Raw genomic sequence first — 17401 nt, forward strand, 5'->3', positions numbered from 1 at the left:
TTCGAGAAAACTTCAAAGACCTTTTCGGTATATCCGACCTGTTTGCAACTTCATCCTTATATAAATGGATAACCAATGCCTACGGCAGAAAGATCGCTGAAATAGATAAGGTGGTAGATATGTTCAAAAACCATATAAGTGGCGTTTTAAACGCTTTAACCCAGCGACTCTCAAATGCCATGGCCGAACGGCTTAATGGTAAGATCCAAGAACTTAAAACAGTGGGAAGAGGATATAGAACATTCGCCAACTTTAGAAGTGCTATTTTATTCTTTAACGGTGGATTAGACCTATATCCCCACTAACTTAAGGGTAGAACCAGAAATTTTTTATTGACAATAAAAAATCTCAAGATTCTTGAACTTGACGGATCAACTTTGCAATCGATTTAAATGTAAACGCTAGTTGTAAAATAATTAGCGTTTTTTTTGTCTATTAGTAGGGATTTCGTCCTGATTCATAAGCGAAGTCAGAAATATCATCCATCGTAACCATTGGAATGTCCTTTTTGCTCAAATCCTGAAGCTCATGATATTCCGAAACTGGATAAGTCCAGCCTTCGTCAGTCAATTCCCAAAGCAGTGGTGCTAGGTTTTGAACTGCAGCTTTTCAGCCTTGTACGATAGCGCCCATTTTTTTCCAATGTATTCTAACCTGATTTTCAATTTTCACTTGGATTATATTCTTGAGCAATCATCCATTTTTCTCGGAGGCGAAAGGCAGGAATGGTTTGCCTTTTGGCTTTATTAGCGGCGACGTTTGGTTTGATGCCATTTTGCGAAGCCCATATGGAAAGCGGAATTATTTTTTTTGCCGTCAGAAGGGTTATTCGTTTGTGCAAAGTTTCTTGCAAGAGCAAGGCCAATAAACCGGTAAAGCCTCCAAATTTCAATGTTGACTGGTATTGGGTAAATAGCGGGTAATATTCGGTGAGCTTGCTTTTATTTTGAATGATAATAGGCGGCAAACCCATGTTCATTAACTGCAAGTTGATAAGCACTCTGCCCATTCTTCCATTGCCGTCAACAAAAGGGTGAATGGTTTCAAACTCTGCGTGAAAGTGTGCGATAGCATCCAAAAAATAGGGGATTTTTTTTTGATTGTATTGATCCACCAACTCTTGCACAAGTGCTGCCACAAACTGTGGATTTGCTCCCAAGTGATTACCCACGCGTACCCATTCTTTACCACTTCGAAAACGACCTGCAATGTTATCGTCAATATCGGAGAGCAAGGTTTTGTGCAAATTTAAAATGATTTTGACGCTGAGTTTTGATTCGGTTTTTTCTAATAAGGTTTCTGTGATTTTTGCCAAATTCTTGGCTTCGTAGACCTCTCGGATAGTTACTTTGCGTTCTAAACTACCTCCCGATAAAATCTTTTCGGTGTCTTCTAAGGAAAGTGTGGAGTTTTCGATGGCATTTGAGTTGTAAACCATCTCAGGAATTTCGGCAAGGGCTATTTCCTTCAGCAAAGGCTCATTGCCCTTTGCTAAGTTGATGTACTGGTTGCACAATGACTCAATTCTATCTTTTGTAGTTTGGTTAATCATTTTCCGACTTCATACTTACCGTGAAAACATGTATAAATATATGATTTTTCACGATAAGTTGGTACTAACGCCGACTTTGGTAAAGTTGAATCTGGTACGAATAGCTGCCTGTATATTCTGGCTTCGGAGCGTTTCCTTTTTATAGAAGTGTATCTATAGAAACCTCTGAAGGAGCTTTTCTGTTAAATTCCCAGAGTGCGTGGTATTCTGCTGAGGGATAAGTCCAGCCTTCCTCTGTCAATTCCCAAAGCAAAGGAGCCAAGTTTTGGACAGCAGCTTTGCAACCTTGGACAATTGCGCCCATTTTCCCGGTTTGCTTGGAGAGCTTGGCTTCATTTTCGATTTCGAAGGGGCCGCTGAATCCTCTTTCTTTAAGAATAGAACAGAATGCTCTCCAGTCCATGGAGTATCTCCCCTAAGCGTAGATTGGATCTACGCTTTTTTATTTTTTGGGAATTTATAATTCCCCCACTAGGCCGAGCCCCCCTAACTGGGAGTAGAAATGTCAGTTAGGACTGGGTGGAATTTGCAATTCCACCCTCGTATCCAAACCAATTTGTAATTGGTTTTTTTTGAAAAATATACCGGGATATAAGAGATTCTGTCCCTGATTCAGGTGGGGAGCTCGATTATTCCCGCAGTAGCAGGACTGGTTGTCGCCAATATCCAACTACAGGAAGCGAAGGTGGCTTTTGACCGGATGCATGAAGTAGCGGGATTGCCTGTGGAGGAGAATCCTCAAAAAGACGAGTCAATAATTTCCTCTTCTTCGACTCTTTTAGCTGTACGAAATCTCGCCTTCCGCTATCCAGGTCGTAGTCCGATCTTAAAAGACATTAGTTTCGAGCTAAACCCCAGAGAAAGTCTGGGACTGTTTGCTCCTGTGGGAACCGGGAAAAGTACCTTGGTGGATCTGATCCAGAAATTCTACACTCCAGAATCAGGAGAAGTCCAATTGCCATTCTTAGATAATCCAAATCCTAATTTATCCGAATGGCGGGCACAACTGGCCGTAGTCCATCAGAAAGAAAAGATATTTAACAATACCGTTCTGGACAATATCGTCCTCAGCAGCGATCCTAAAGAAATCGAAGCCAAGGTTAACCTCATGCAGGCAATGGGCTGTCTTCCACTTTTTCAGGACCTGAGTCAAAGACTACTCACCCTTTGCGGAGAAGAGGGAAGAAATCTCTCCGGGGGACAGCGGCAACTGGTCGGCTTGGTTCGGGCTCTTGTCCAGCAACCCAAGATTCTCATCCTCGATGAAGCCACGGCCGCTATGGACTACCGCATGGAGCGGGCGGTGATGGACTTGATCCGAAACTACCTTCATCTAACCGGCGCGGGGCTACTGCTAATCACCCACCAACCTACGCTGGCAAGTACCCTTGATCGCATCTTAATTCTTGAGCAAGGAAAGATTAGTGCTTCCGGAACCCCAGCCCAACTGCTGGCAACAGAAAACCCCTTCTCAGCAGCCTATCGCTACATCCTCCAACCTAAACCCAACACATCATGGCAGGTCTGAAGTACTACGAGCGCACCAAGCTACTGATCGAGCTGATTGAAAAGAGGAAGACGGGGAGTCCGGGAGAACTGGCGAATAGACTTGGAGTAAAGGAAAGAATGGTCTATCGAATCATGGATGATCTCCGCTTAATGGTGGAGGAAGAGATCATTTATTGCAAAGAATTTAAGAGCTATATTTTTCAAAAAAAATTTGCTGACTGTAATGAAATGTCAGTGACTCGAATTTATGTTTGGGTATTCTAAATCAAACTTCTAACTTTAAAACAACACGATTATGAAGGAATTAAGTATCGAACAAATGGAATCCACAAAGGGTGGTTGTTCATTCACCGAGATGATGTTTTATGCAACTGCCCAATTGTATCATATAGGCCAATTGGACTCTTCTAGTGATTATTTTTCGTATCACGCAGCTGGAGCAGGCTTCTATACAATGAAGCTCTTTGCATGTATGTGATTTTTGTGGCGGTCAAATTATTTTTGACCGCCGTTTGTTGTTTAAAAAATAAACCTAATGAAAAGCAAAATCAGTTTTCTCTTAATAATTCTATCAATTTTTCTTTCCATTAATAATGATTGCTTTCCCCAAAAAAAAGAATTGGACTTAAAAATTGTTGGGAAATGGGAGCTTCTCTTTTCTAAAGATATAGAAGGTAAATTGGTTAAAAATGAATTTTCAGGCAAGGGATATATAGAAACCTTTACAAAAAGTGGGCAATTTATGATTGATCCTAATTATTTGAGAGATGATATGAAACGTAATGGTATAAATGAACCCCTGGATTATGCATCAATACCTACCTTTTCTTGGAAGTCAATAAGTGATGGGGTATTGGAGATTCAAACAGGCCAAGGGAATCAACAAATCCGATATGGTTTCTCTGGAGACACACTTGTTTTTGGGTATCCGAATGGAAATACTAAATATTTGCTAAAGCGAAAATGATGGTAAGGTTTCGGGAAATCAATTTTAGGTTCAAATCATTTTACCAATGATGACAATCAGTAGAAAATCATTTTCACTTTTCTGTTTGTTGTGTTCTAGTATCTCTATCTCTCTCCACGCTCAAACAAGTCAAAATTCCCATACCTATTTCCCTAGAAAATACTCAGAGCAGCCAATTATTACATTCAAAGAATGCTTTTTCAATAAAACTACCTATTATCTAGATGGAGAAAAAACAAATCCAAAAGAAGTAAGAGCATTGCTAAATTCGATGCAATACGAGGATTTTGAATTCCTGCCAATTCACAGAAAAAAGAGTTGGGGAGCTGGGATTATGCTCACAGGACTGGCGGTAAACCTCGGCTCGATAGCCTATCTTTTTACCAATGAAATTACACCGGCTATTACCTTGGTATTTAGCAACATTGGGAGGTGGTATTATGCAATTTACCGGAAATAGCTTAATCCGAAATGCGGATAGAAGAATCCAACTTACGCTTAATGATTTCAATGCCTATCATTTCTCCGGAGGGACAAATGCCTATTTGAGTATGGATGTAAGTGATAAATTTCTAGGGCCACAAATCGACTTCTACGAAGGCCCGATGCTCCTCCAAAAGCATCAAGTATTATCACGCTTTCAGGCTAATGATGAAGCCTTTCAGTTATTTGAGCGTGTCCTGAAAAGGCAAAAAGTAAGTACTGTAACCAATATTGTTAATTCAGCCCTTGGATTCGGTGTTATGTTTGTTGCTGTTGGATTTGAGCGACAATCTTCCAGTCAAAATAATCTTCTCATTCCAATGACCTTAACAGGAATTGGGCTCAATATTTTCTCAGGTAATTACGAAAGGAGAACCAGAAACCTTACTAGAGAGGCTCTTTACCGCTATAATTATCAATGACATTTGATAAAAAGGATGGATGGAATAGTTAGCCACGCTGCAATGACCCGAGCATTAGAGATGGCCTAATCAATAATAGTTGGAAAGGACGAAGGGTCCTTAAATCAAGGAGGGCAAGCAGCTCAATGTGACAAATAGATTCATCAATGAATCTATTTTTTCATAAAATATCATCCATAGTTACCAGAGAAATGGCTTTCCTATCAAACTCCTGTAGGGGGTGATGTTCCCGAGTTGGGTAGCACCAACCTTCATCTGTCAATTCCCAAAGCAATGGCGCTAAGTTTTGGACAGCTGCTTTACAACCTTGTACGATCGCTCCCATTTTTCCGGTTTGCTTGGAGAGCTTGGCTTCATTTTCGATTTCGAAGGGGCCGCTGAATCCTCTTTCTTTAAGAATAGAACAGAATGCTCTCCAATCCATCGAGTCTCCCAATCCGAAACCCGGCAAAGTCGCTTCATACTGATGCCGATCCCATGAATTGGTGCTGGAGTGGATGCGAAGCTTCTCGGCCCATTCCGCAGGGATTTGCTGCATGGGATACATATTTCCCCAGAATGGATCAGGATTATTTCGGGTCGATTTGACGTGAATTCGCTTTAAGCGGCTTATATCCGTGTTTTTGATGACTTCCACAGGATCGGTGTGCTGCCAGACATCATGGGATGGATCGTAGATTTCCCCGTGATTTCTCTCTGGGACGAGTTCATACATGATTTTTCTGGCGGCTAGAACTCCTGTCAGATTGTTATAGGTGCCGGTGAATCCCGAACTCCTCCAGCCTTCCATCGGGCAGTTTTCATAGAGAACTGTCACTCCGAGATCATTGGCATAGCGGATAATCGGGCCGAAGATCCGCTGGTATTCCAGTAGATTTTTTTCAAAGCCACCTTCTTCATTGCCCAGTTCGTGGTTGTATCCGACAAAGGTTCCGACTTTGACATCATTTTCATCTCCACCGAGAAGATAAGCCATTCGGATCAGCTTGAGCAGATGATTTTGATTTTTGAGCCGGTGCATTGGGTCTCCACCGATAAGGTTTTCGAAAGCCCCGATAGAAAGCCGAAGCTGCGCGCCATTGAATTTCTCAATCAAGGCTTTGGCCTGATCCGGGCCGAAGCTTTCATAGTCCAGATGGGTGGCGACAAAATCATCCCGCGTTCCATCCTTTCTGAAGACACAGAGATCCAGTCCCTGCACGCCGATTTCTGTCGCTTTTTCGATAGTTTGATCCAAATTCAATTGGTCAAATGCCGAAGTCATGATCCAAATTGGGTTTGCCATGGTTTATTGGGTTTGGGTTAAAAATAGGGAAAGGTGAGGATTGAAAAAATGAGATTGGGATTAGTGGTTAACTTTTCTAATGGGTTTAATTCCATTATATTTAGGAAGCTAATATTGTGAAAAATGAATATTCAAAACCGGAAACTTGAACTTATTAAAAGCCTTATTTCGATTGAAGATGAGGAATCCATTGATTTTTTAGAAGCTTATTTGAAAGCCAAACCGTATCGGCTAACGAAAAGTGAGCTTTTAAATAGAGCTGATTTGGCATCCGAAAATATTGTTTCCGGAAAATATCAGAACCAAGATGATTTAGAAAAAGAATCTGAAAGTTGGTAAAATGAAGGTTTATTGGACTGATTTTGCTAAGCAAAGCTTAAAAGAAGTCTATCATTTTTATAGAAAAAATGCGAGCGAAAAAGTCGCAAAAAGAATAAAGGCTCAAATCTTTTTCAAAACAAAGTTGCTTGAGCAACAATCTAAAGTGGGTCAAATTGAGCCATTTTTGGAGGAAATAGGGTTGGATCATCGATATATACTCTCAGGTAATTTCAAGATTATTTACCTGATCCAAGGCGAGTCAATTTTTATTACTGACTTGTTTGATACCAGACAAAATCCTGAAAAAATAAACGATCCCACTAGATAACCTACCCCTCAGAATACCTTCTCCTGATCTCTACTTTTTGCTTTTGTCGCTCCCAAAGCGCTTTTGCCAAATCGGCAGCCACAGAGTCAGGCTCAGATTCATGGAGGATTTGTTTCAGTTTATTTTCAGCCAAATCGATCCGATAGCAGACTTGAAGCAGTCGTTCCAGATTTCTGTCCATCAGCTGGCTAATTGCTTTAGTTAGGACAGCCAAGGCCTTTACCTCAGAAAAATCTTCCTTGATTTCAGGAAGCTGAAAGTCTTTGGTGATCATACTGAAGGTTTCTTCCGGAAGGGTTTGGCTCATTGGTTTAAAATGAAAAAGCCCCGTTTGGGGCCAATGAATTATGCTTCTTTTTCTTCGGATTCTTCAGATTTGCTTTCCTTTTCTTCTGCGGTGCTTTCCTGCAAAACTTCGGGAGCAACAGTTCGAATGAGTTTGTACCAAGACACCAGCTTCTTGATATCTGAAGTATAAACTCTTGCAGTATCAAATTCGGGAAGTACGGATTTCAAAAATGCCCGTAACTCGCTATCATCAGCATTGGAATCCAAGCCCAAATCGCCTTGGTATTCGGCTTCGATCTTTTTCATTACAGATTCCAAAGGCTCCGCACCTTCTTCAGTCAAGGTATAAATGGAAATGTCGCTAAGGACAGAAACCCGTTGAGCCATGCCGGCAATCAGCTTGGCTTTTTTCTCGTCCATAGATTCCAATACTACTCCCGAGCGAGTCGGCTTCAAAATTTTATACAAACCCGGCTTACCGGCTACAGTGGCGATGTCTTTGAAATTCATTAGTTGTTATTTTTTCAGGCTGCAAATATAGAACTATCAATCAATTTGTCCGCTCGGATTCGTATTCAGCGACCAATTCGTCGAGGAACTTCAGTACTTCGTCTTTTCCACCTTGCTTTTCTGCAGAGGTGACAAAGTAATCCGGGTATTCTCCGAAGATCTCTTCCATTTTATTCAGAAATGCCTTCACATTTTTGTCGGTCTGTGATTTGGATTGCTTGTCAGCTTTGGTAAAAGCCAATACAAAAGGGACATTTTGCTCTCCGCACCAATTCACAAATTCCAAGTCGATCGTCTGAGGTTCCAATCGGCTGTCGATCAACACAAATACCCCACAGAGATTTGATCTGCTGGTCAAGTAAGTACTGATCATTTTCTCCCATTTTACCTTGCGATCCTTGCTGACTTTGGCAAATCCATAGCCTGGTAAATCGACCAGATACCAACGGTCATTGATCATGAAATGATTGACCAATTGGGTTTTTCCGGGTTTTTGGGAGGTTTTTGCAAGTTCTTTGACTCCGGTCAGCATATTGATCAAGGAGCTTTTGCCTACATTGGATCTACCGATGAATGCAATTTCTGCCCGATCTGGTTTTGGGCACTTGGTAGGGTCGGTGTTGCTGACAACAAATTCTGCTTTTTTGATCATGACTTTTCTGTTCGCTGCAAAAATACGTTTTTATTTCAAAAGCACTTTGGAGTCATACCTGTCAACAATTTTCGATTCCTCGGGTTTGTGTAGTATTATTGTACCCTCAACGAAGATTTCTGATGTCAGTAGTTCCATATAAAGACAAACAAGACTCCAAAAAAGATCAGGTAGCTGAGATGTTCAACAACATCAGCCCTAAATATGATTTGCTCAATCATGTGCTAAGTTTGGGGATTGATATCATCTGGAGAAAGAAAGCGATCAAATACCTCAAAAAGGATCAGCCTAAGTTGATTTTAGATATTGCCACAGGTACCGGTGATTTTGCTATTGAGGCTCTTGTCCTGAATCCTGAAAAAATTATCGGAGTGGATATTTCTGAAGGGATGCTCGCTGAAGGGAGAAAAAAAATAATCAAGCGAGGGCTTCAGGATAAAATCGAGATGCATCTTGGAGATTCGGAAGGATTATTGTTTGAGGATAATAAGTTTGATGCGGTCATCGTTTCTTTTGGTGTCAGAAACTTTGAGAATCTGGAGAAAGGATTGGCAGACATGTACCGGGTTCTTAGACCGGGAGGGAAAACAGTAATTTTGGAATTCAGTAAACCCAAGGGCTTTCCCATGAAGCAGGCCTATTCGTTTTATTCCAATAAGATCCTTCCGCAGGTCGGTAAACTAGTATCCAGAGACAATTCTGCCTATACTTATCTTCCCGAATCAGTTCAGGCCTTTCCGGATGGAGAGGATTTTCTGGCAGTATTGAAAAAAGTAGGATTTCACAGCACAGTATGCAAGCCACTCACATTCGGAATCAGTTCCATCTATATAGGTCAAAAATAGGATTCCTGATTCTGCTATTTTTAGGATTTAGTTCTTCAGGCCAGGCGCAAGGCTTGTTTGGTTTGACCAGTACCTCCGGTTCAGATGACAAAGTGTTGTCTTACGGCTTTTTCCTTGCGGGGCATACTGCCACTTACCAGATCAAATATTCGGAGGCATTTTTTGACCCAACCAATGCTGCGAATAACCAAGTGCACTCCATTTTTCCCAAATATACTCCGGGATTTTCCCTCGGCTTTATTGGTATTTTGAAATTTCATGATCAGGTAAACCTGCTTTTCATGCCTAAGATTTCATTTTACGAGTATCGGACAGATGTAAATTATTTTGTGCCTCCCACCCAGAATGTGCCTGGGAATGACAACAATCCGGGCAATTATCTAGGCTATCGCACTGAAGAGTTGATCAATGAGGTGACAATGGTTGAGCTTCCGCTCTTGTTCAAGTATCGTTCCCAGCGCTTCAACAATACACGGATGTATTTTATCGGAGGAGGAAGCTATCAGTTTAGGACAAAAGGTCAGGATGAGGCCAACTTGGATCCGATCGTAACTAGAGGTCAGGACTTCACCCTTGAGATGGGAATGGGCTTTGAGATTTATTTTAAGTATTTCAAGTTAGCACCCGAAATCAGGTTTTCGCATGGCTTGAACAATATTTATTATCCTGAAAAAACGCCTGCGGAAATCCGCGATGTGATTTCTTCGGTCAAACGTAAAGGAATCACCATTTACTTTAATTTTCAATAATTCCGGTCGGAAATCCCACCCGAAATTGTTTCCGTAAATTCTTGGGCTGAATCAGTGCCCTTTGGGTCAAGCTTGGTAGCAAAGCAGAAGTTTATTCCTATTTTAACTCGGCCATCAAGTTTTCTTCATGGTTTTTTGATTTCTGCCCAAATAACCCCAAGCTAATCTCATGAAGTACAAAATCTGGAATATTCTGGTTTTTATTGTTCTGATCCTCACAGTTGGATCATTTCTTATTCTTTTCAGAGTAAATAAAGTTGATCCAACCCTCGCCAATGTTCCTTATGTCTTTTGGACAGGGTTTTTGGTGACTGTTGTGATTGTGGTTTTGACCTTTTTAGCTTCCCGGTTTTTCCCACACCAAGAATCTAAAAAACAATGACAGGCTGGCTGATTTTCTTTTTCGCACTCTTTTTGGCCTCGCTTGGCTATGCCTCTTATAAATCGTACAACAAAAACAGAAGCTCGGATGAGTTTATGTTGGCCGGATCCAACATTGGAACCATACTCGGGTTTTTGACCTTTTCGGCAGCTTTGTTCAGTGCATTTACCTTCATGGGAATGCCGGATTTTTTTCGGACTCATGGTGTAGGAGCATGGGTATTTTTGGCCTTTTCGGATGCCTTGATGGTTTTTTTTCTTATTTGGTTTGGATACAAGCTTCGCAAAAGGGCATCAGAGGTTGGGTATAAAGGTGTGGCTGGTTTTATCCAAAGTTGCTTTCGAAACAAATGGGCAGGGTACCTGATTTTCATAAGCTCTTTCCTTTTCCTTATTCCTTATGTCGCCATTCAAATCCGGGGCATTTCCATATTCCTCAACGCAGCATTTCCAGACCTGATTCCCTATTGGGGTTGGTCGGCAATTTTGGTTGTGATTATGCTGATTTACTCTGAAATCGGAGGCTTGAAGGCTATCATGTACAGCGATGCAATCCAGGGAGTGATTTTGTTGGTTGTGATTTGGATTATCGGTGTGACCTGCCTGAAGATGGCAGGAGGCTTGGATTCAGCTTTGGAAAGAGTAGCTGAAAGTAATGCAGGCTTACTGTCACTTCCCGGGCCCAAAGGATTATTCAGCAGTCCGTTTTTGATTGCTTCTGCGATTGCTATTGTGATGATTCCTGTTTCCCAGCCGCAGTTTACCACCAGATTGGTGGTCATGAAAAACCTGAAATCCGTCCATAAAATGGCCTATGCCGTAGGGATATTTGCCATTTTGGTGATTCTCCCGACTGCATTTATCGGGCTTTACGGAGCAGTAAAATACCCGGACAGCACGACAGCAGATTTTCTATCTGCAGCATTGTTGTTTGACCAGGCGAATCCGGTTGCAGCATTGGCTGTGGTCGGACTTTTTGCTGCTTGCCTTTCTACTACCAATGCTCAGATTTTTGCTTTAGGTACGGAATTACGCTCCTTATTGACAGGTTCTGACAAGCAAAATATGCGAATTACCCAAATTGCAATTTTGGTGTTTTCAATGATCGTGCTCGTATTTTCCACTTATATGAGTGATGAATTGGTGCTTTTGGCTAGAGTGAGTTTTGCAGGTACATCCATGATCGCTCCGGTGGTATTGGGAGCTGTGATTTTCAAAAATCCCCCTAAGTCTTTGCTTGTTATCTCTGCAATTGCCTTGAGTTATTTCGTTTTGTCTTTGCTTGAGGTGGTTCCGGCGGGATTTTCCGGTTTGCCTACCGACGCAGCGATGTATTGTATTCTGATTCCGGTGACGGCCATACTCATGATCGCTCACTATTTTACCCAAAAAACTACACATGAAGATTGATTCGCACTTTTCAATTTCTGATTTAAAATCTCCTTTGGAGCGATTTTGGAACCTTTCCGGACAGAAAATCCGCTCAATTGAAGATTCATTTGACACCAAAAATGGAGCACCCGTATTTACCGAAAATGGTAAATACGTCACCCGGGGCTGGACCGAGTGGACGCAAGGCTTCCAGTTTGGATCCGCTTTACTCCAATTTGATGCTACTGGAGAAACAGAATTTCTCGAAATCGGCCGAAAAAATACGGTTCAAAAAATGGCTCCGCACCTGACCCATATCGGGGTGCATGATCACGGCTTCAACAATGTCAGCACCTACGGAAATCTACTGCGCCTGATCAACGAAAGCAAAATTCAGAGCTCAGAATGGGAAAAAGAATTCTATAAACTGGCATTGAAAGTAACCGGTGCAGTACAAGCCACCCGATGGACATCTATTCCAAACGGTGGATTTATCTATTCATTCAATGGCCCCCATTCGCTTTTTGTAGATACCATCCGCAGCTGCCGGGCATTGGTTGTCTCGCACCAATTGGGGCATGTGCTTCAAGGGGAAAATGACAGGAGAATCTCGTTGATTCAGCGGGCTATCCAGCACATTTTGAGCACGGTTCGATTTTCGATTTTCTACGGTAAAGGAAGGGATAGCTACGATGTGGCAGGAAGGACAGCTCACGAAATCATCTTCAATACCAATGACGGGAACTATCGCTGCCCCAATTCCCAGCAAGGCTATACCGGATTTAGCACCTGGACGAGAGGATTGGCTTGGGCCATTTGCGGCTTGGGTGAGACTTTGGAAATTCTTGACCAGATTTCTGAATCGGATTACGCTGAAGTTATTTCTAAAAAAGATCTGATCGCCGAGCTTAATGAAGCGGCTATTGCGACATCGGAATTTTATCTGGCAAACACGCCCACCGATGGAATTCCCTATTGGGATACCGGAGCCCCAAGTTTGCATAAAATGGGGGATTACCTCAACAGACCCTCTGAGCCTTTCAATGCCTTTGAACCGGTGGACAGTTCCGCCGCATGTATCACAGCGCAAGGTCTGATTCGCATCGGGAATTGGCTTAAAAATAGTGACCCTAATCGTGCAGAAAAATATCATAAAGCCGGAATTCAGATTGCTGGAGCACTTTTCTCCCAGCCTTACCTTTCTACTGACCCAGCGCATCAGGGTCTGATTTTGCACTCGATCTATCATCAGCCAAATGGTTGGGATTATGTGCCTCAAGCAGGAAAAGTCGCTCATGGAGAATCCAGCATGTGGGGAGATTATCATGCGCGTGAGTTGGCATTACTGGTGCATCGGATGATGAAAAATGAGCCGTATTATTCTTATCTAAACTGTGTGCCAGCATGAGCGGAAAATACAAACCACAGTTTCCTCGGGTTGCCCAGCTAAAAACTGCTGAGCTTTTCAGTGCTCATCTGGAAAAAGAAAGAATCGAACTGGATTTTGATCAGGAGTTGATTTCGGGATCTGATTCACCCTTTGCAGTATCCCATACGCTTCGCTCCAGCCGGAAAATCGGGAATGCGATGTGTATTTTGCCTATGGAGGGCTGGGATGGAACGGAAGACGGCCGTCCTACCGAACTGACCAAAAGGCGTTGGAAAAACTTTGCCATCAGCGGAGCCAAACTACTTTGGGGGTGTGAAGCGGTCGCTGTCCGACCTGAAGGCCGAGCGAATCCAAACCAGTTGATGCTGAATCAACAGACTTTTCAGGACTTCGTCGATCTTTTCCAACTCTTACAAACGACCCATCAGGAGCATTTTGGGGACACTTCCGATTTACTGATTGGACTGCAGCTCACTCACTCCGGTCGCTTCTGCAAGCCCAATGATAAGAAGCGGATGGAGCCAAAGATCCTTTACCCACATCCTGTTCTGAACAGGAAATTTGGTTTGGCGGAAGATTATCCGATTATGTCCGATGAGGAAATTGACTCAATTATCAAAGATTATGTGAATGCCGCTATTTTGGCTCAAAATGCAGGGTTCCATTTCGTGGATATTAAACATTGTCACGGCTATCTGGGGCATGAATTTTTAAGTGCATACGACAGAGAGGGAAAATATGGAGGAAGTTTTGAAAACCGTACCCGCTTTCTTCGGGACATAGTAGCGGGCATCCGGGAAGCTGCACCGGGTCTGGAAATTGGGGTGAGGATGAGCATTTTCGACTGGGTACCCTTCCAAAAAGGTCCCGAGGAAACCGGAATTCCTGCGCAAAATGATTCCTATCGGTATGCTTTTGGAGGAGATGAAAGTGGTACAATCACCGATTTGAGTGAGCCTTTTCTTTTTCTTCAGGAACTGGAAAAACTCGATATCGAGCTCCTCTGTACCACCGCCGGAAGTCCTTATTACAATCCACACATTCAGCGCCCGGCATTATTCCCGCCTTCTGATGGGTATCAGCCCCCTGAAGATCCACTGCATGGGGTAGCGAGACAGATTCAAGCTACAGCTGAAATCAAAAAGGCTTTTCCGGGATTGTATGTCATAGGATCAGCCTATTCCTACCTGCAGGAGTGGCTGCCAAATGTGGGGCAAAATGTCCTGAAAAGTAAAAAGGCCGACTCGATCGGTTTTGGTCGAATGGTGCTAAGCTATCCGGATATGCCTGCAGATATTCTTTCTGGCGAAGGACTTAAAAGGGCAAAAATCTGCCGTACCTTCTCCGACTGCACCACAGCACCGAGAAACGGGATGATTTCAGGTTGCTTTCCACTGGACCCGCTCTACAAGAAAATGCCGGAATACGATCAACTTAAATCCTTGAAAGGAGAATGAAATCAAGCATGACCCCGAGCGACACACAGAAAGATGAATATAATTCATGCGAAGATTCCATGTGGCCTTTAAAAATCAATTTATAAACACATGAAAAACGTAGCTTTGATCACAGGAGGAACCCGAGGAATCGGGCTTGGAATTGCCAAAAAGCTGGCCCATGAAGGTATTGATTTGGCTTTGAATGGAGTTAGGCCGGGATCGGAGGTAAAGGATGTCTTGAAAGAACTTCGCCAAAGTGGAGTTCGGGTGGAATATTTTCAAGGAAATATTGCTGAAAAAGCCGACAGAGAAAACGTTGTAAATGAAGTAAAAGAGAAATTTGGAACGATCAATTTTTTGGTCAATAATGCCGGAGTAGCACCGAGGGTCCGGGCAGATGTCTTGGAAGTGGCAGAGGCCGATTTTGATCACCTGATGGATATCAATCTGAAAGGGACTTTTTTCCTGAGTCAGGCTTTTGCCAATTGGATGGCAGAAATCCGGAGGTCTAATGCCAATACGCCGCTTTCCATCGTCAATATCACTTCAGTCTCAGCAGTACTCGCCTCTACCAACCGTGCGGTTTATTGCATGGCCAAGGCGGGGCTTTCGATGATGTCGAAAGTTTTGGCAGTAAGACTGGCTGAATTTGATATTCCGGTCTATGAAATCCAGCCGGGAGTGATCGAAACGGACATGACCGAAAAAGTGAAATTGGTCTATGAGGAGCGGATCGAAAATGGCCTGACTTTGGAAAAAAGAATGGGTCAGCCGGAAGATATCGGCAAAGTGGTTGCGGCTTTGCTGCGGGGAGACTTGCCTTACGCCACTGGGCAGATTCTTAGAATTGAGGGGGGTATGATGGTGGGGAGGTTGTAAACAGAGGTTTGGAAATTCCGTATATTTGAAAGCAATTGTTTGAAAATGAAATACCCTAAAGAAAAGCTTTTCAAACAGAGGAATGCCCCGAGCTATCGGGGCCGGGCATTCGAAGTGACCATAAAAAATCAATTATAAACAGATGAAAGCAGAAACTGAATTGGTTGAATCCTATTGGAGTATGTTGAGATTTCTAAGCGATAAGATGAAAATGGCTTTGGTAGAGAAATTGCAAAAATCAATCTCAAAACCTAAGTCTGAAGAAAAGGACCGTTTGAAACACTCATTTGGTTCTTGGGTAGGCCCGGAATCTGCGGAGGAAATTATTGATTCAATTTCCGGGTCAAGAAATTTTAGTCGAAAAGTTGAGGAGTTTTAATGTTTCTATTTGATACTAACATTTGTATTTACTACATCAAGGGCAAATATTTTTTGCAAGATAAATTTGAAAGAGTGGCTCGGGAATCACGATTTATCTCTGAGATAACATTAGCAGAATTGAAGTTTGGAATCCACAACAGTCAGAATCCATCGGCAAACGCGAAAGTTCTAAACGATTTTTTATCGGGGGTTAACATACTTCCAATCTCTCCTACACTTGATTTTTATGCCGAAGAAAAAGCTAGACTTAGAAAACTCGGAACTCCTATTGATGAGTTTGATTTACTAATTGGCGCTTGTGCATTTTAAATGATCTTTGTTTGGTGACTAATAATGAGAGCCACTTTTCAAGAATAAAAGGAATTAAAATTGAGAATTGGGTAAAATAATCTCCTCTTTCACTCATTTAAAAATAAAAAGCCGGATGCAAATAGAGAATTTCATGCACCCGGCTTTCTAAATATTATTTTAAAATCTCCCTCGAAATTACCAATTTCTGGATTTCCGAAGTTCCCTCTCCGATGGTGCAAAGCTTGGAGTCACGGTAGAATTTTTCCACCGGGTAATCTTTGGTAAAGCCATAGCCACCAAAAATCTGTACCGCCTCATTGGAAATCGAAACGCAGACTTCCGAAGCGTACAATTTAGCCTGAGCACCGGCAAGGGTTACCTTTTCTCCTCTGTTTTTCAAATCAGCAGCCTTAAAAGTCAACAGTTTTGCCGCTTCCAATTGAGTAGCCATGTCGGCTAGTTTGAAAGAAATGCCCTGAAAACTTGAAATAGGCTTGTTGAACTGATGACGTTCTTTGGAGTATTGGATGGATGCTTCGAGGGCTCCTTCGGCAATCCCCAAAGAAAGCGCCGCAATAGAGATTCTGCCTCCGTCCAAGATCTTCATGGACTGGATAAATCCATCCCCGACTTTGCCCAAAACCTGACTTTCATGGACTTTGCAGTCCTCAAAGATCATTTCAGCGGTCTCGGAAGCACGCATTCCAAGTTTATCCTCTTTTCTGCCACCCTTGAATCCTGGAGTTCCTCTTTCGATGATGAATGCAGTCATGCCGTGACTGTCGCCAACTTCACCGGTTCGGGCGATCACTACTGCCACATCTCCGGATATTCCGTGAGTGATGAAGTTTTTTGCTCCATTCAAAATGTAATATTCACCTTCTTTTACAGCAACTGTGCGCATATTTCCGGCATCGGAACCAGTATTGGGTTCTGTCAGGCCCCAAGCGCCAAGCCATTCGCAGGAAGCAAGTTTTGGAAGGTATTTGCGCTTTTGATCCTCAGTACCAAACATCATGATGTGCCCGGTACAAAGTGAATTGTGTGCTGCCATGGAAAGACCGATCGAAGGATCCATTTTGGTCAATTCCAAAATCGCAGTCACATATTCATTGTATCCAAAACCGGATCCGCCGTATTCAGTAGGCACCAAGACGCCCATCAGGCCAAGCTCACCCAGTTTTTTAAAGACTTCGATTGGGAAATGTGAATTGTCATCCCATTCCTTGCGGAAAGGTGTAATCTCTTTGGCACCGAAATTACGGACCATTTCAGCAATTAGTTGCTGATTTTCATTCAGGTTAAAATCAAACATAGGGTATTCTTGGGTTTATATTCACTATTAATACTCTAAGGTT

24 protein-coding genes are annotated in these 17401 nt (G+C 42.6%); 16 read left to right on the forward strand and 8 right to left on the reverse strand.

What is annotated here, in order from left to right; translation table 11 throughout:
- Positions 1-305: transposase (locus BLQ81_RS09015; RefSeq protein ID WP_139183600.1), on the forward strand; the 305-nt coding region annotated here is incomplete at its 5' end.
- Between the two features lie 130 nt (positions 306-435).
- Here the strand turns inward: BLQ81_RS09015 and BLQ81_RS22940 are convergent.
- The 3 genes from BLQ81_RS22940 to BLQ81_RS09025 all read right to left on the reverse strand — a co-directional run bounded on the left by BLQ81_RS22940 (position 436) and on the right by BLQ81_RS09025 (position 1955).
- Positions 436-570, reverse strand: a complete 135-nt coding sequence (locus BLQ81_RS22940) for a hypothetical protein (RefSeq protein ID WP_262481048.1) — start codon at positions 568-570, stop codon at positions 436-438.
- Between the two features lie 91 nt (positions 571-661).
- A complete protein-coding gene (locus tag BLQ81_RS09020; RefSeq protein WP_092729630.1) occupies positions 662-1552 on the reverse strand; it encodes a Fic family protein in 891 nt (296 codons plus the stop codon).
- 139 nt (positions 1553-1691) lie between these two features.
- On the reverse strand, positions 1692-1955 hold the full coding sequence (locus tag BLQ81_RS09025; RefSeq protein ID WP_317042025.1) for a hypothetical protein: 264 nt from the start codon (positions 1953-1955) through the stop codon (positions 1692-1694).
- 213 nt (positions 1956-2168) lie between these two features.
- Between BLQ81_RS09025 and BLQ81_RS09030 the strand changes: the two genes are divergently transcribed.
- The 4 genes from BLQ81_RS09030 to BLQ81_RS09055 all read left to right on the forward strand — a co-directional run bounded on the left by BLQ81_RS09030 (position 2169) and on the right by BLQ81_RS09055 (position 4933).
- Positions 2169-3080, forward strand: a complete 912-nt coding sequence (locus BLQ81_RS09030; RefSeq protein WP_092729631.1) for an ATP-binding cassette domain-containing protein — start codon at positions 2169-2171, stop codon at positions 3078-3080.
- Entirely contained in the window at positions 3068-3325 is a 258-nt protein-coding gene (locus tag BLQ81_RS09035; RefSeq protein ID WP_092729632.1) for an HTH domain-containing protein, read from the forward strand. Before BLQ81_RS09030 ends, BLQ81_RS09035 begins: the two co-directional genes overlap by 13 nt.
- 271 nt (positions 3326-3596) lie before the next feature.
- Positions 3597-4028, forward strand: a complete 432-nt coding sequence (locus BLQ81_RS09045; RefSeq protein ID WP_092729634.1) for a hypothetical protein — start codon at positions 3597-3599, stop codon at positions 4026-4028.
- A 386-nt stretch (positions 4029-4414) separates the two neighbouring features.
- Positions 4415-4933, forward strand: coding sequence for a hypothetical protein (locus BLQ81_RS09055; RefSeq protein ID WP_139183601.1), 519 nt, complete (start codon positions 4415-4417; stop codon positions 4931-4933).
- Between the two features lie 160 nt (positions 4934-5093).
- Here BLQ81_RS09055 and BLQ81_RS09060 read toward each other — a convergent pair whose 3' ends face one another.
- Positions 5094-6218, reverse strand: a complete 1125-nt coding sequence (locus BLQ81_RS09060) for a sugar phosphate isomerase/epimerase family protein (protein ID WP_092729637.1) — start codon at positions 6216-6218, stop codon at positions 5094-5096.
- 123 nt (positions 6219-6341) lie between these two features.
- Between BLQ81_RS09060 and BLQ81_RS09065 the strand changes: the two genes are divergently transcribed.
- Together BLQ81_RS09065 and BLQ81_RS23095 are read left to right on the forward strand one after the other, a co-directional pair.
- Positions 6342-6557 carry a hypothetical protein gene (locus BLQ81_RS09065; protein WP_092729638.1) on the forward strand — a complete coding sequence of 72 codons (216 nt, stop codon included), beginning with the start codon at positions 6342-6344 and terminating at the stop codon, positions 6555-6557.
- A gap of 1 nt (position 6558) precedes the next feature.
- A complete protein-coding gene (locus BLQ81_RS23095; protein WP_092729639.1) occupies positions 6559-6867 on the forward strand; it encodes a type II toxin-antitoxin system RelE/ParE family toxin in 309 nt (102 codons plus the stop codon).
- Position 6868: 1 nt separating this feature from the next.
- Here the strand turns inward: BLQ81_RS23095 and BLQ81_RS09075 are convergent, their stop codons facing one another.
- The 3 genes from BLQ81_RS09075 to yihA are packed head-to-tail and all read right to left on the reverse strand — an operon-like array spanning position 6869 to position 8317.
- The gene (locus BLQ81_RS09075; RefSeq protein ID WP_092729640.1) at positions 6869-7174 is read right to left on the reverse strand and encodes a hypothetical protein; all 306 of its coding nucleotides are present in this window, start codon (positions 7172-7174) and stop codon (positions 6869-6871) included.
- A 38-nt stretch (positions 7175-7212) separates the two neighbouring features.
- A complete protein-coding gene (locus tag BLQ81_RS09080; protein WP_092729641.1) occupies positions 7213-7665 on the reverse strand; it encodes a DUF5606 family protein in 453 nt (150 codons plus the stop codon).
- A gap of 40 nt (positions 7666-7705) precedes the next feature.
- Positions 7706-8317, reverse strand: a complete 612-nt coding sequence (gene yihA, locus BLQ81_RS09085; protein WP_092729642.1) for a ribosome biogenesis GTP-binding protein YihA/YsxC — start codon at positions 8315-8317, stop codon at positions 7706-7708.
- A gap of 122 nt (positions 8318-8439) precedes the next feature.
- Between yihA and ubiE the strand changes: the two genes are divergently transcribed.
- The 9 genes from ubiE to BLQ81_RS09130 all read left to right on the forward strand — a co-directional run bounded on the left by ubiE (position 8440) and on the right by BLQ81_RS09130 (position 16061).
- The gene (gene ubiE / locus BLQ81_RS09090) at positions 8440-9162 is read left to right on the forward strand and encodes a bifunctional demethylmenaquinone methyltransferase/2-methoxy-6-polyprenyl-1,4-benzoquinol methylase UbiE (RefSeq protein ID WP_092729643.1); all 723 of its coding nucleotides are present in this window, start codon (positions 8440-8442) and stop codon (positions 9160-9162) included.
- Positions 9111-9911, forward strand: a complete 801-nt coding sequence (porT, locus tag BLQ81_RS09095; protein WP_092729644.1) for a type IX secretion/gliding motility protein PorT/SprT — start codon at positions 9111-9113, stop codon at positions 9909-9911. The genes ubiE and porT overlap by 52 nt, the downstream gene beginning before the upstream one ends.
- A 169-nt stretch (positions 9912-10080) precedes the next feature.
- Positions 10081-10293, forward strand: coding sequence for a hypothetical protein (locus tag BLQ81_RS09100; protein ID WP_092729645.1), 213 nt, complete (start codon positions 10081-10083; stop codon positions 10291-10293).
- Positions 10290-11702, forward strand: a complete 1413-nt coding sequence (locus tag BLQ81_RS09105; protein WP_092729646.1) for a sodium:solute symporter family protein — start codon at positions 10290-10292, stop codon at positions 11700-11702. The genes BLQ81_RS09100 and BLQ81_RS09105 overlap by 4 nt, the downstream gene beginning before the upstream one ends.
- The gene (locus tag BLQ81_RS09110; protein WP_092729647.1) at positions 11692-13071 is read left to right on the forward strand and encodes a glycoside hydrolase family 88 protein; all 1380 of its coding nucleotides are present in this window, start codon (positions 11692-11694) and stop codon (positions 13069-13071) included. Before BLQ81_RS09105 ends, BLQ81_RS09110 begins: the two co-directional genes overlap by 11 nt.
- The gene (locus BLQ81_RS09115) at positions 13068-14510 is read left to right on the forward strand and encodes an oxidoreductase (protein WP_092729648.1); all 1443 of its coding nucleotides are present in this window, start codon (positions 13068-13070) and stop codon (positions 14508-14510) included. The genes BLQ81_RS09110 and BLQ81_RS09115 overlap by 4 nt, the downstream gene beginning before the upstream one ends.
- A 90-nt stretch (positions 14511-14600) precedes the next feature.
- Positions 14601-15371, forward strand: coding sequence for a 3-ketoacyl-ACP reductase (locus BLQ81_RS09120; protein ID WP_092729649.1), 771 nt, complete (start codon positions 14601-14603; stop codon positions 15369-15371).
- 142 nt (positions 15372-15513) lie between these two features.
- On the forward strand, positions 15514-15750 hold the full coding sequence (locus BLQ81_RS09125; protein ID WP_092729650.1) for a hypothetical protein: 237 nt from the start codon (positions 15514-15516) through the stop codon (positions 15748-15750).
- On the forward strand, positions 15750-16061 hold the full coding sequence (locus BLQ81_RS09130; RefSeq protein ID WP_245693223.1) for a PIN domain-containing protein: 312 nt from the start codon (positions 15750-15752) through the stop codon (positions 16059-16061). Before BLQ81_RS09125 ends, BLQ81_RS09130 begins: the two co-directional genes overlap by 1 nt.
- Before the next feature lie 154 nt (positions 16062-16215).
- On the opposite strand, the gene BLQ81_RS09135 is transcribed toward BLQ81_RS09130, so the two are convergent.
- Positions 16216-17358, reverse strand: a complete 1143-nt coding sequence (locus tag BLQ81_RS09135) for an acyl-CoA dehydrogenase family protein (protein WP_092729651.1) — start codon at positions 17356-17358, stop codon at positions 16216-16218.
- Between the last annotated feature and the right edge of the window lie 43 nt (positions 17359-17401).

The sequence above is a fragment of the Algoriphagus alkaliphilus genome, from assembly GCF_900103735.1.
Taxonomy (GTDB): Bacteria; Bacteroidota; Bacteroidia; order Cytophagales; family Cyclobacteriaceae; genus Algoriphagus; species Algoriphagus alkaliphilus.